The following is a 12,906-nucleotide window of genomic DNA, read 5'->3' on the forward strand; positions in this document are numbered from 1 at the left end:
GGACATCGGTGACAGTTCTGCATCAACACATCGGTGACAAAACAAGCACTCTTGGTGGTGACACTTCTTGATTTGTTAATCCATGAATCCATGGGGTGAACTGATCGGATGTGAAATCCAACGAACCCGTCGATGCCCGACTCCGGCTAGACATTGCCCAATGGCCCGACGATGCTCCCCGTGGCGCGGTGACGACTTTCTGCCAGGCCCACGGCATCAGCCGCAAGACGTTTTACAAGATCCGCGCCGTTGCCCGCAACGAAGGCCAGGCTGCGGCCCTCGAACCGCGCTCACGCCGGCCGAAAACCTCTCCCACCGCCCTGAGCGAATCGGTAAAGGACCAAGCTGTCAAGGTCCGCGCCGCAATGGAGTCATCGGGCCTGGACCACGGGACCATCAGCGTGCACGACAAAATGAAGTCCCTCGGCATGGACGCACCGTCCACCGCTGCGCTGGCCAGGATCTTCCGCGAACGGGACGTTGCCCGCAACGAGCCACAGAAGAAGCCACGTGCAGCGTGGCGCCGCTTCGTCTACCCGGCACCGAATGCGTGTTGGCAACTGGACGCCACCGAATACGTCCTGACCGGCGGACGCAAGTGCGTGGTCTTCCAGCTGCAGGATGACCACTCCAGGCTGGCAGTGGCCACGTTGGCCGCGTCCGGGGAAACCAGCGAAGCGGCCATCGCCGTGGTGAAGAAGGGCATCGCGGCACACGGGGTACCCCAACGCCTGCTCACGGACAACGGCATGGCTCTTAATCCGACCCGGCGCGGAGCGGTCGGCCAACTGGTCACCTACATGACGTCCCTGGGCGTCAGCATGATCACGGGCAAGCCGTACAAGCCCACGACCCAGGGCAAGAACGAGAGGTTTCACCAGACCCTGTTCCGCTACCTGGACAAGCAGCCCATAGCCGAGTCGTTGGCCGAGCTGCAAGCACAGGTGGATCGGTTCGACGTCATCTACAACACCCAACGGCCGCACCAGGCACTGCCCGGACGCATCACCCCTCAGCAAGCCTAGGATGCCACAGAAATTGCCGAGGCGCCACGCCCGGACGTTACCAAATCAACGCAGGGCGGCGGCGCCGAGCCCGCAGGGCCTTCGCCCCAAGGGCCCGAGCCGTCCGAGCCGCTGCTGGCCACGGAACCGGAAACACCCTTGGTCGAGGTCTCTGCCAGCCCTGCCCGGGTCAGCGGCAGCTTCAACACCACTGAACCGAGCGGAGACCGGACGCTGAAGGTCTACTCCAACGGCACGATTCGTTTCAAGGATGTCGTCTATTCGCTGACCACCCGACAGGCCCACCGGCAGGTGACCATCACGTGGGACCCCGAGGCGATCATCTTCGTCACCATGGAAGGCGAGATCATTGCGGAATTCGGCTGGCCGGCACCGGGAACCAAGCATGTTGGAATCAAATCCGCCCGAACGTCTTTTCAGCGAGCCGTGAAAACGTAGAAAACGCCCCGCAACCGGGCCGAACCGCTACCGATGTCTTGACACATCGAGTGTCACCGAAGTGCTGATGCAGAAGTGTCACCGATGAGTCGAGACATCACACGGAGAGTGTTAAGCCTCGTATGTGAACCCAAAACTCAACACCCTCCTGACCACACTCTACGTCCTACTCACCGACCGTATCTTGCCGGATTTGGGATACGACCGCTCGAGCAAACCCGGCCGCAAGGCCGCGCTTAGCGACGCCGAGCTGCTGTGCCTGGTCGTGGCCCAACACCTCTTGCACGGGCATTCCTCCGAGTCGCGGTGGGTGCGCTACGCCCGCACCCACCTGCGGGAACGGTTCCCCGGCATCCCGCAGCAATCCGGCTACAACAAACGCGTACGCGCCGCCGGAACCCTGATCTCAGCGGTGATCACCGCCCTGGCCCGGGACACCGAATCCTGGCACGAAATCCTCCGCCTGCTCGATTCCACCCCGGTGCCGTGCGGCACCAGCCGCGAAACCGTCAAGCGCTCGGACCTGGCCGGGCACGCCGGCTACGGGTACTGCGCCTCGCACTCGCGCTACTTCTGGGGCTTCCGCCTGTACCTGATCAGCACCCCGGAGGGCATGCCGGTGATCTGGGGACTGGCCAACCCCAAGCTCGGGGAACGCGAGGTCACCGAGGCCCTGCTGCGCCGCGACCACCACCTGGTCCGCGACGGGCAGGTCATCCTCGCCGACAAGGGCTTCGCCGGAAAGGACTTCGAGCGGTTCATCGCCGAGGACCTCGGTGCCAACCTGGTGCGGCCGGACCGCAAGGACGAAAAACCCCGGTTCAGGAAGTTCGGCGGCATCCGCCAGTGGATCGAGTCCGTCTTTGACACCCTCAAGGGCCAGCTTGGGCTGGAATATCACGGTGCTCGGACCCTCGACGGGCTTTATGCCCGCGTCGCCTCAAAACTGTTGGCCCTCGCGGCCGGAATCTGGCACAACTGGAAAGCCAACGAGCCCCGAAAACGGTCCCTGACCGCCTACGACCACTGAAATGAATAGGACTTAATCATCTAGTTGGCTCTTTCGCGGACGTCGGCCGCGGCCTCGCCGTGGCAAGGGCCGCCGTCGATGTCCTCACCTACGAGCGGCACGACGGGGCGACAACTACTGGACGCTCAGCCGGACCCGAACCGCAGAGGCTTTCCGAGTTGCTCCCTGGAGGGGCGAGCCGCCAGCGGGTCCGGCCGGAAACGTCCGGAGGGAATGTGAGATCCACGCTGGACCTGCCCCGTCCTGCCCGTCAGCCCCGGCCGCCCGGAAGGTATCGATTCGATTCCGGCAGATAGACGCGCTGGAAGTTCAGACGCTCCACGATGGGAGCATCGCTGAACCGGAACAGGTCAAATTCCGTGCCAGCTTCGAGTGACCATGGAATCCACGACGGGACGACGAATAGGTCACCCTTTGTCAACTCCCGCCGATCGCCATTCAGCACGATGGCGCCCGAGCCTTCGAAGACTTGCCATACCGACGAACCAACCTCGTGGCGGACGGCGGTTTTTGCCCCCGCGCGCAGTCGGTGGAATTCGGCCCTCATGGTGGGGAGTACGTCACCACCGTTCGTGGGGTTGGTGTATTTAATGGCTGCATGCCCCGGCTCCAGTGTGGCCGGATGCCCCTCGTCTTCCAGCTTCAGTTGCTCGCGCAGTGCCTGATCCGTGAACTCCCACCGATAGGCGGCAATGGGCGTGCTGGACTGTGAGTCCTGTGCGGACAGGGGCGTGAGGCCGGGGTGCGCCCAGAGGCGTTCGGACCGCGAGACGCTGGGTGACGCTTCGTCGGTGACCCGCTCCGAGCCGAATTCAAAGAAGCCGAAATCCATGTCGTGGACAAACGGGACATCAAGCCCGTCTATCCAGGCCATCGGCTGATCCGTGTCGTTGTGGTGGCCGTGGAAAGCCCACCCCGGGGTCATGAGTAGGTCCCCGCGCCGCATAGCGACCGGATCACCATTAACCACCGTCCAGACGCCTTCGCCCTCAACGACGAATCGGAAAGCATTTTGTGCGTGACGATGCTCGGGCGCTGTCTCGTGCGGACCGAGGTACTGGATGGCACACCACAGCGTCGGGGTTGCGTACGCGGTCGGAGCCAGTCCGGGGTTGGCCAGTCCGATTGCCCTGCGTTCCCCGCCACGGCCTACCGGCACCAGATCACCCGAACGTCGCGCAATGTCCAGTAGGTCGTGCCAGCGCCAGACATACGGGATTGCTTTTGGCGACGGCACGATCGGCATCAGATCATCGAGCTGGGTCCAGAGAGGGGATGTACTAATACGTGCGTAGTCCGCATATAGTCTATCGAGTTCCGGGCTGGGCTCTGGCCGGTTCATGGCGTCCAGTGAGACGGTTGACTCCGCGGTCATGCTGTCAGTTGATGGATCGTTGCTCATTTCCACTCCTTTGTAGTTGGCATTCGTGCACCGTGCGGCAGGCTGTGTCCGCTGCGGGATGTGGACTCCGCCAGGGAGCGACACATTACTTTTAGAATATCGATCGCACTTTTGATTGTCTATAAAAATGCGGTTCGTCGGAGGAAGGAACTTCCAATCATCCGTTCCGTCCAATAACGGCATCTAGGGCCGAGATGGTGTCTTCGGTACGTACCGCGGCATCATTGTCTGCCGAGGACCGCCTTGATTTTGTCCTGTGATTTCGGCGGTAATTCGCAGCCCTGGTTCCGCCATACGAATAACGGGATGTGGCCGTGAGACAACGGTGGCGATCGGGAAACCTGGAAAAACCCGTAAAGAGCAGGGACCCGTTCGGCATGGCTAGGGTGCGACCTCTAGGACCCATTCGAAGGCGGCAGTCTTTGAACGTGCGCCCTGGGCGGCCTTGGATCGGTTTGCCTCGCCGAGATCCGCGAGTAAGAGCTCGGTGAGGGCGACGAGTGCTCCGAACTTCCCCGGTGTCAGCCATGCCGGGCGTGTGGCGAAGAGGATATCCTCGCTCGAGCTGTTACCACTCGCGCCGGGGGCAAACGGGCAGCCCCCGAGTCCGCCGAGGGCACCGTCCACCATGGTTGCCCCCGCCTGGATTGCAGCGAGAGTGTTCGCCACGCCGAGGCCCCACGTGTCGTGGCCGTGAAAGACAATACGCCGTTCGGGTGTCTCGTGGAGGACTCGGCCGATCAGGCCGGAGACTTGCGCTGGCACAGCCTGACCAAGCGTGTCGCAGATGACGATGTCCACTGTTCCTGCGGTCCTTGGATCGTTGGCAATGTCGATAATCCGCTGAGGAGGGATCATTCCCTCAAAGGGGCAAGTGAACGATGTCGCAATGCACAGCTGGACCTGTCCGCCGACCTGATCCGCGCAGGCGATGGCCTGCGGCAGCGCGTCCAGGCTGGCTTCCACGGAACGACCAAGATTCGCCTGATTATGTGCTTCCGAGGCGGAGAGGCAATATTGAAACCGGGTGACCCCGAGTGCGGCCGCCCTCGCAACGTGCTTGGGCGTTGCCACCCAGATCCAGCACTTCGCTAATTCCTCCGGGGTCAGGGCCTGCACGACCTCCAAAGTGTTAGCCATGGGCGGCACGAGATCGGGCTGGGCCATCGACCCGATTTCGATTTCGCTGACCCCCAAATCGATCAGCGACCTGACCAGCTCGACTTTTCTCTCGACGGACAGGAGCTTTCCCGTCAGCTGAAGCCCGTCGCGCAGCGTCACATCGCGCAGGACGGCGGAAGGTGTGAATTCAAATTGTGTGGCGGGGTGTCTCATCGCGGCACCATCTCCTCGCCACCGCAAGCCTGAAGGATTTGATCCGGTGTCAGGTTGAGCAGGCCGCTCAGAATCTCCTCCGTGTGCGCACCAAGGTCGGGACCCAGGCTGCGCACGGGCAGCGACTCGTTGCCGATCACGGGAACAATACCCGGAAAGCCGATGTTTTCGAGTTCCTCTTCGCCCGTCGAGACGGTGACGCGCTGAATCATGTTGCGGGCAATATATTGTTCATCGGTAGCTATGTCCGCGGCTGTATAGATGGGGCCGGCCGGGACGCCTGAGGCGTCTAGTTCTGCCAGCGCCTCGAGGCTGCTGCGGCCTGCGGCCCACGCGCCAATGGCAGAGTCTAGCTCGTCGCGGCGCGCCCACCGGCCAGCATTGGACCGCAGATCCGGATCGGCAGCAAGGTCGGGGCGGCCGACGACTCCCATGTAGCGCTGGAAAATGGAGTCTCCGTTTCCGGCGACGACAATGCTCGCACCGTCTTGGCAGATGTAAGCGTTGGACGGTGCGATCCCCTCGACGCGGCCCCCCACACGTTCGCGGATTACACCGTAGGCCTCATAGTCCGGCACGAGGGATTCCATGATCGAGAAAATGGCCTCATGCAGGGCAACGTCGATGACACGGTGTTCCAGGGCCGAGCCGGGCAGCCGCTTCCCGCGCCGTGACTCCCGCTGGAAGAGGGCCATGACGGCGCCAAACGCAGCATAAATCCCGGCAATGGAGTCGCCGATCGAAACCCCGACCCGCACCGGCGCCCGATCGGAGTCGCCGACGAGTTCGCGCAGGCCGCCGTAAGCTTCAGCCACTGCCGCAAAACCCGGCCGGCTCGCAAGCGGACCGGTCTGTCCGAAGGCCGAGATCCGGCTGATCACCAGCTCAGGATTCGCTTCGTTGAGCACCTCAGGTCCCAAGCCCCACCGCTCCAGGGTGCCCGGCCGGAAGTTCTCCACCAGGATGTCGCAGTGCGCGACGAGTTCAATCACCGCGGCGCGGCCGGCATCGGTCCGCAGATCCAACACCACCGATTTTTTGTTCCGGTTGATGGTCCGAAACAGCATCGACGTCGTTCCCTTGTGCAGTCTCCAGTTGCGGAGTTCATCTCCGGTGCCAGGTCGCTCGACCTTGATCACCTCTGCGCCGAAATCCGCCAGCAGCCGCCCGGCCGTCGGTGCCGCGATGTAGTTTCCCAGCTCCAGGACGCGGATGCCGGCCAGCGGTGCAATCTGTTCTTCATTCATGGTCTATCGGTATCCTCTGATTTTTCTCGGTATTCAGGGCTGTCCGGCGTGACGATCAGCTAGCTTCAGTCAATTCGGCGGGGTGAGCGGAAGCGACGCCGGGGCGCGCGCCGTTGAGTATATGTGCGAGCAGTCCGCCGGAAGCCAAGACCGATCGTTCACTGGGTGAAAGATCCAGTCCCAGCTGCAGGCTCCCACCTCCGCCCACTAGTGCAGTTACCTCGGTGGCACTGGAGGTGATGGCGTCAGCCAGGCCCTCGATGACCCAGTGCTCCCCCGGCGTGCTCCGGGCGGAAGGTGGTATCAGCAAAGGCACGATGCCTACGGCAATGAGGTTCCGCCGATGGATGCGCGCATAGCTGCGCGCTGCGATGACTCGGATACCGAGGTAGAGCGGGACCAGTGCCGCGTGCTCGCGGGACGAGCCCTGGCCGTAGTTTTCACCGCCGACAATGACGCCCCCGTCCCATTCCCGTGCCCGGTCGTGGAAACCGGGGTCCACACGGCGGAACATGAAGGCTGCGCAGGCCTTGATGTTTGACCAGACGGACATGGCGATCGCGCCGTCGGGCGCCATGTCACCGGTGGAAACGTCGTCACCAACTACGGTCAGTACGCGGGCATCAATCGTCGGCGGCAACGGGCCGGGCACCGGCGGCGGTACAAGGTTCGAGCCACGGATAATTTCAATTGCCGTGCGTCTGGCCTCCGGAAGCGGTGCGGAAATGTGAATCGAGTGGATGTCCATGCCGGCATGTACCGCCGGACGCAGTGACTGAATGCCCACAGCGCTCGGATCGGTAATGACACCGGTCAGCGCACTGGCTGCAGCGGTTGCGGGCGAACACAGGTAGACCATATCCTCTGCGGTGCCGCTGCGTCCCGGGAAATTCCGGTTGAAAGTCCTCAGCGAGGCTTCGTTGCCTAACGGGGCCTGGCCGATTCCCACGCAAGGCCCGCAGATGGGTTCCAACATTCTCGCTCCGGCTTGTAGCAGGTCGTCATACACTCCCGAGGCAATAATGGTCTGCAGGATTTGCCGCGATCCGGGAGTCACCGTCAACTGGATGCGCGGGTGGATCTGTTGCCCCTTGAGGATCGCCGCTACCGTGGCCAGATCCTCGTAGGAACTGTTTACCGACGAGCCGACGCAGACCTGCGACAGTTCAACACCGGACGTTTCCGCGACAGTCTTAACATTGCCTGGCGAGTGCGGGATTGCGATCAACGGAACCAGCGCACCCAGTTCGATCGATTCCACGGAGTTATATGCTGCCCCGTCGTCAGCGGTGAGCTCTTGGAAATCGGCCTCGCGCCCCTGCTCAACGAGCCAGCGTCGCGTCTCACTATCGGAGGGAAAGATCGCCGTGGTGGCTCCGGTTTCAACAATCATGTTGCAGATGGTGCCCCGTGCCGAGGTGCTCAGGCCGGCCACTGCGTCCCCGAAAAACTCGAACACCTTCCCCCTGCCACCTCGCACATCGTGCCGGCGCAGGAGTTCCAGCACAATGTCCTTCGCCGACGCTGCTCCCACGAGCCGGCCGCGTAATTCGACGCCCACCACCTCCGGGCAGACGAAGTCAAAGCCGAATCCGGCCATCGCGACGGCCACCTCAAGTCCGCCGGCACCTGCTGCGAACATCCCTACAGCTCCCGCCATCGAGGAGTGAGAGTCCGCGCCCACCAGCACACCGCCGGGCCGGGCATACTTCTCTAGGTGGATGTAGTGCGAAATACCGTGGCCGGCCGGGGAGTAATGCAGGCCGTACCGGGCCGAAAACGTCCTCAGGTACTGGTGGTCCTGCATGTTCTTGTCGTCAATCTGCAGCACATTGTGGTCGACGTAGGTCACCGCCAGAGGGACGGCGACGGAATCCACTCCCAACATCTCAAACTGCATGGCCGTCATGGTGCCGGTTGCGTCTTCCAGGAGCACCTGGTCGACCGAAACCGTCACATCCCGTCCGGGGGACAGCTCGCCCGAAGCGAAGTGGGCCCGGAGAATCTTAGTGGTCAAGTTATCGGACATAATCGCCGCTTTCTTCAAGGATCTGTGGAGAATCAGCCATGCGGGCCTCCGCACACGGCGGACATCGGTCTGTACGAGTCGGCTAGGGGACGAACTTCTCCATATCGGGCAGTTTGTCGATCAAACCGTTTTTCAGCGCAAGTTCGGCAACTTCGTTGACGGAATCACGGTTGACCTGGGATGGGAAGCGCGGAAGAACGATCCTGTTCACCAGGTCGTCGTCCATGGCGGTGAACTCCGGCAGAATCTTCCGCACGGCGTCGGGATGCTCATCGGAGTACTTGAGGGACTTGGACATGGCCCGCTTGAACGCTTCCACCACTTCCGGCTTTTGGGCTGCCATCTGTTCCGAAGTAAAATATGCCGTTACCATCAGGTCGGTCAGCGGGGCGGCGTAATTCGAGACCGCCGAATGAGTCTTGTCCTCCAGGATCATGGAGCGGAACGGCTCCACGGTGGCCACCGCATCGACGTTTCCTTTTGCCAGCGCGGCCCGCATGTCGGGGAACGGCATCTCGACGAAGGTCACATTGGACCCATCAGCTCCGGCGGCTTCGATGGCGGCGCGGACAGTGGTGTCACTAATATTGTTCAGGGTGTTGACGGCTATCTTTTTGTGTACAAGGTCTCCGGCGTCCTCAATGCCGCTGTCGTCCTTGACCAGCACGTCGGCGAAGTCCTTGCCTTCTATGCCGGTGGTGGCGTTGCCGGCGGACACGATTTGGAGGGGCAGCCCCTTGGACCGTCCGATGATCAGCGACGTGACGTTGCTGAACCCAAAGTCGGCGCCGCCACTGACCACCAGCGGAACGATCGCCGCGCCGCCCTGGGCCGGAACCAGTTCCGCTTTGAGGCCCTCCTCCTCAAAGAATCCCTGGTCCACGCCTACGTATGCGGCCGCGGCATCGGTGATTGTGATGACCCCGACCTTGATCGGTGTCAGACCGCCCTCCCCGGCCGTCTTGGCGGCTGGGGAGGTTCCCCCGCAGGCCGTCAGGGACAGGAGGGTCGCTGCAAGGATTGCAACTGCTAATTTCTTCATGGCAACTCCCAAAGGTTCACCGCGTCATTGCGGATAGAATATATACAAGATATCGATCGTCTATAGTAACGTCAACCATTTTTTCGGAACGTGACCCAACCCAGGCAGTGGTTATGGTCGCGCCATTGGCGCAGGTCCGTTATCGGTGCAGGCCAGGATTCGGCGGCCGCCTGGCGGGCAGTACTCAGCAATCTGCCCGGGGAGCTCCTCGAATCGCGCTCCATTGTCAAGATCGACCGCGTGGATCCAAACTTCATGGGCCCGAAACCAAACGGTGTCCGCCAGCGGCAACTCACCGCCGTCCGGCAGCACCAACGTATTCCGCCAGGTCTCCGGCGTCGTGTCGCGCCACTGAACATCTAGGTGCACCGCAGAGTGGGCGAAAAGGTTTCGAAGTGCCTGCGGCGCAAGCGTCGCTCCGAAGGCAATAAGCTCATCCTGGGCCGCCGGAGGCGGGTACATACGTGATTCGACCCCCGCCGCCTCGGCCAGCCGAACGAGCGCCCTCGCTTGGTAGGCGGCATGCGCCACGACGTGGCGGCGGCTCCAGCCTGAAATTCGGGAGGGTCCGTCCAAATCCACATCCCGGAGTTCGTTGAGTTTCCTGCCGAAGTGGGAGGTGCCCCGGCGGGCGAGCAGCAGGGCGAGCCTGAGATCCGGGTCAGTGACCAAATCATGTCGGGCAACCATTAATACACCTTCCGAATTCGACCGGCATTAATGGCCGGCCTGCGCCGCGGCGGTGGGGCGGTGCCCTGCCTTGGCGAGCTGGATCTGTTCGTAGACGTGGTGGCGCAGTTCGGTGAACCGCGGCAGCGAGCGGGTGTTGAGTTGGTCCCGCTCGTCGGGCAGATCGATGGTCAGATCCTCCTGAATCACCGTCGGCGAGCTGGAGAGGATGATCACACGTTCACCCAGATAGACGGACTCGTCGATATCGTGGGTGACGAACAGGACGGTCACGCCGAGTTTGCGCCAAACGGTGCGGATCAGGTCCTCCAGGTCCGCGCGGGTCTGTGCGTCCACGGCCGCAAACGGTTCGTCCATCAGCAGCACCTCGGGCTGATAGGCCACGGCGCGGGCGATGGCCACGCGCTGCTGCATGCCGCCGGAAAGCTGCCAGGGGTAGGACTGCGGAACGTGGGCCAAGCCCACGGCCTCCAGCGCGTCGTCGACGAGCCTGTCGCGTTCAGCCTTGGGCACACCCTGGTTCTTCAGCGGCAGCTCCACGTTCTCCCGCACCCGCATCCAGGGAAAGAGTGAACGGCCGTATTCTTGGAACACCACAGCCATCTTCTTTGGCGGGCCGGAGACTTTCACGCCGTCGAGCAGGACCTCGCCCTCGGTCGGGGCCATCAGCCCGGCAATGCACTTCAGGAGCGTGGTCTTGCCGGAACCGGAGGGGCCGACCAGGCAGGCCAGCTCGCCGGCCTTCAGGTCGAAGGTCAGGTTCCGCACGGCCTCGATGTCGCCGCCGTCGGTCTTGTAGACCTTCTTCATGTTGCGGACCGAGAGCATGGCCTCGTTCCCGGGCAGGGTCTTACCGGCCGGAGCCGGGGTGGTTTCAGATTGCATTTTCTACCTCTCGCAGGCCGTGGTACCAGCGCAGCACACGCCGCTCGGTCCACTGGAAGATGAATGACATTGCCACGCCGATCAGGCCCAGGATCACAATGCCGGACCACATTTCCGGAATGGCGAAGGACCGCTGGAACTGGACAATGGCGAAGCCAAGTCCAGAGGATGAGGCGAACATTTCGGAAATGACCATCAGGATCAAACCGATCGACAGGCACTGGCGGATTCCGGCCATAATCTGCGGACCGGCGGACGGAAGCACCAGGTACTTAACCCGCGCCCAGCCCTGGATTCCGTAGGTGTGGGCCGAGTCTGAGAGCACCCCGTCGATGGCGCGGACACCTTCGATGGTGTTCAACAGCACCGGCCAGATACAGCCGGAGATGATCACAACCACCTTCATGGAATCGGAGATACCCATCAGCAGCATCAGGACCGGCACAAGGACCGGCGGCGGAATGGCACGGAAGAATTCAAGCACCGGTTCCGTCAGGTCCCGCAGCCACTTGACCGAACCGATCAACAGGCCCGTGACAATGCCGAAGATGATCGCCGAGGAAACCCCGACCACCAGGCGCCCGATGCTGGGCAGCACGTCCGAGAGGATGCGATCCCCGAGCCACGTCTCGGCGAACGCCTCGGCCAGCAGCGCCGGGGTAGGCACGAAGAAGTTCGTCTCCCCCAGCGTCGAGACCCACCAGATCGCAACCAGGATCAGAGGCAACGCCAGCACGTATCCAAGAGTCTTCAAGAACCTCATACGATCGCCTCCGAACGGATCGAGGAATGCCAGGACAAGGTCTTGCGCTCAATGAAACGCATGACCAGGTTGATGACGACGCCGATCAGGCCCGTCGCGAGTACCAGCGCGTACATCCCTGAGATCGCGCCGCCAGACTGGGCCAGAGCAATCTCGCGGCCCAGCCCGGGGGAACCGATCACCAGTTCGGCGGTGATCGCCAGGATCAGCGCCACGGAAGCGGCCAGACGGATGCCGGTCATCAGGTACGGCAGCGCCGTCGGGAACACCACGTGGCGGACCCGGGCCATGGTGCCGAGCCCGTAGGACTTGGCGGTCTGCATCGCCACGTTGTCCACATCGGCCACCCCGTAGAGCACCTGGATGAAAACCTGCCAGAAAGACGCGTAGACCACCAGCATCAGGGTTGATTCGATCTTCACGCCGAACAGCAGCACGGCCAGCGGGATCAGCGCCACCGAAGGGATCGGGCGGAGGAACTCCACCGTCGAGTTCGTGAACTTTCGCAGGACCATCGACGAACCCGTGATGAACCCCAGCACCACGGCCAGCACGATCGCCATCATCAGGCCGATCGCCCAAGCCAGCATGGTCTCGCCCACCGCAACCCAGAACGCCGTCAAACTGAAATCGGTGATCAGTGCCGCGATGACCTCACTGGCAGGTGGCAAGAACCGCGGCTCAACGACGCCCACGCGTGGAATCAACTCCCACAGCAGCAGGAACCCAATAATGCCCGCAAGCCCGGGCAACTGCTTCTTCGACCGTCTCATCTTTCCCGGACGAGGCTTTTCCCCTCCAGGGAAGGAACGGGGCAAAGGAAGGGGCCCGCTAGATTTCTCGTCGGCCAGCGGTCTGTCACTATGTCGGTCAAAAATGGGTGTCAAAGGCTGCATTGCCCGTTTCCTTGGTTTGGTCCGTATGTGCGCAAGCGGAGATCGACGGCAACAAGCCGTGTGTTAGGTGCAGATTGGAAGTTCTCGGACCCCCAGTGAAAGACGTTCCAGATGGGCCGTCTCT

At 62.4% G+C, this 12,906-nt stretch carries 10 protein-coding genes and 1 pseudogene; 2 read left to right on the top strand and 9 right to left on the bottom strand.

Features of this window, described 5'->3' with window-relative positions; translation table 11 throughout:
* The first annotated feature begins 110 nt into the window (after positions 1–110).
* Both ADIAG_RS18650 and ADIAG_RS18655 read left to right on the top strand, forming a co-directional pair.
* Positions 111–1,463, top strand: a pseudogene (locus ADIAG_RS18650) (integrase core domain-containing protein).
* A gap of 124 nt (positions 1,464–1,587) precedes the next feature.
* Positions 1,588–2,493, top strand: coding sequence for an IS982 family transposase (locus tag ADIAG_RS18655; RefSeq protein ID WP_007272991.1), 906 nt, complete (start codon positions 1,588–1,590; stop codon positions 2,491–2,493).
* 250 nt (positions 2,494–2,743) lie between these two features.
* On the opposite strand, the gene ADIAG_RS18660 is transcribed toward ADIAG_RS18655, so the two are convergent.
* The 9 genes from ADIAG_RS18660 to ADIAG_RS18700 all read right to left on the bottom strand — a co-directional run bounded on the left by ADIAG_RS18660 (position 2,744) and on the right by ADIAG_RS18700 (position 12,659).
* The gene (locus tag ADIAG_RS18660; RefSeq protein WP_007272992.1) at positions 2,744–3,895 is read right to left on the bottom strand and encodes a cupin domain-containing protein; all 1,152 of its coding nucleotides are present in this window, start codon (positions 3,893–3,895) and stop codon (positions 2,744–2,746) included.
* A gap of 381 nt (positions 3,896–4,276) precedes the next feature.
* Complete coding sequence (locus ADIAG_RS18665) at positions 4,277–5,230, bottom strand: beta/alpha barrel domain-containing protein (protein WP_007272993.1); 954 nt, start codon at positions 5,228–5,230, stop codon at positions 4,277–4,279.
* Positions 5,227–6,477, bottom strand: coding sequence for a CaiB/BaiF CoA transferase family protein (locus ADIAG_RS18670; RefSeq protein WP_007272994.1), 1,251 nt, complete (start codon positions 6,475–6,477; stop codon positions 5,227–5,229). Before ADIAG_RS18670 ends, ADIAG_RS18665 begins: the two co-directional genes overlap by 4 nt.
* Positions 6,478–6,532: 55 nt before the next feature.
* Positions 6,533–8,506 (bottom strand): aconitate hydratase, encoded by a 1,974-nt coding sequence (locus tag ADIAG_RS18675; protein ID WP_007272995.1) that lies wholly within the window; start codon positions 8,504–8,506, stop codon positions 6,533–6,535.
* Positions 8,507–8,588: 82 nt separating this feature from the next.
* Positions 8,589–9,548, bottom strand: a complete 960-nt coding sequence (locus ADIAG_RS18680; protein ID WP_007272996.1) for an ABC transporter substrate-binding protein — start codon at positions 9,546–9,548, stop codon at positions 8,589–8,591.
* Positions 9,549–9,659: 111 nt separating this feature from the next.
* A complete protein-coding gene (locus ADIAG_RS18685) occupies positions 9,660–10,238 on the bottom strand; it encodes a maleylpyruvate isomerase family mycothiol-dependent enzyme (RefSeq protein WP_007272997.1) in 579 nt (192 codons plus the stop codon).
* 27 nt (positions 10,239–10,265) lie between these two features.
* Complete coding sequence (locus ADIAG_RS18690; RefSeq protein WP_007272998.1) at positions 10,266–11,123, bottom strand: ABC transporter ATP-binding protein; 858 nt, start codon at positions 11,121–11,123, stop codon at positions 10,266–10,268.
* Positions 11,113–11,886 carry an ABC transporter permease gene (locus ADIAG_RS18695; protein ID WP_007272999.1) on the bottom strand — a complete coding sequence of 258 codons (774 nt, stop codon included), beginning with the start codon at positions 11,884–11,886 and terminating at the stop codon, positions 11,113–11,115. The genes ADIAG_RS18690 and ADIAG_RS18695 overlap by 11 nt, the downstream gene beginning before the upstream one ends.
* Positions 11,883–12,659 (bottom strand): ABC transporter permease, encoded by a 777-nt coding sequence (locus ADIAG_RS18700; RefSeq protein WP_235045962.1) that lies wholly within the window; start codon positions 12,657–12,659, stop codon positions 11,883–11,885. The genes ADIAG_RS18695 and ADIAG_RS18700 overlap by 4 nt, the downstream gene beginning before the upstream one ends.
* Between the last annotated feature and the right edge of the window lie 247 nt (positions 12,660–12,906).

Origin of the sequence: Paeniglutamicibacter gangotriensis Lz1y (genome assembly GCF_000348945.1) — a bacterium.
Taxonomy (GTDB): Bacteria; Actinomycetota; Actinomycetes; order Actinomycetales; family Micrococcaceae; genus Paeniglutamicibacter; species Paeniglutamicibacter gangotriensis.

What these genes read in the sequence shown, in the direction of transcription:
- ADIAG_RS18660 (WP_007272992.1), bottom strand. Translation starts at nt 3,895, where the DNA reads ATGAGCAACGATCCATCAACTGACAGCATGACCGCGGAGTCAACCGTC.
- ADIAG_RS18665 (WP_007272993.1), bottom strand. Translation starts at nt 5,230, where the DNA reads ATGAGACACCCCGCCACACAATTTGAATTCACACCTTCCGCCGTCCTG.
- ADIAG_RS18670 (WP_007272994.1), bottom strand. Translation starts at nt 6,477, where the DNA reads ATGAATGAAGAACAGATTGCACCGCTGGCCGGCATCCGCGTCCTGGAG.
- ADIAG_RS18675 (WP_007272995.1), bottom strand. Translation starts at nt 8,506, where the DNA reads ATGTCCGATAACTTGACCACTAAGATTCTCCGGGCCCACTTCGCTTCG.
- ADIAG_RS18680 (WP_007272996.1), bottom strand. Translation starts at nt 9,548, where the DNA reads ATGAAGAAATTAGCAGTTGCAATCCTTGCAGCGACCCTCCTGTCCCTG.
- ADIAG_RS18685 (WP_007272997.1), bottom strand. Translation starts at nt 10,238, where the DNA reads ATGGTTGCCCGACATGATTTGGTCACTGACCCGGATCTCAGGCTCGCC.
- ADIAG_RS18690 (WP_007272998.1), bottom strand. Translation starts at nt 11,123, where the DNA reads ATGCAATCTGAAACCACCCCGGCTCCGGCCGGTAAGACCCTGCCCGGG.
- ADIAG_RS18695 (WP_007272999.1), bottom strand. Translation starts at nt 11,886, where the DNA reads ATGAGGTTCTTGAAGACTCTTGGATACGTGCTGGCGTTGCCTCTGATC.
- ADIAG_RS18700 (WP_235045962.1), bottom strand. Translation starts at nt 12,659, where the DNA reads ATGAGACGGTCGAAGAAGCAGTTGCCCGGGCTTGCGGGCATTATTGGG.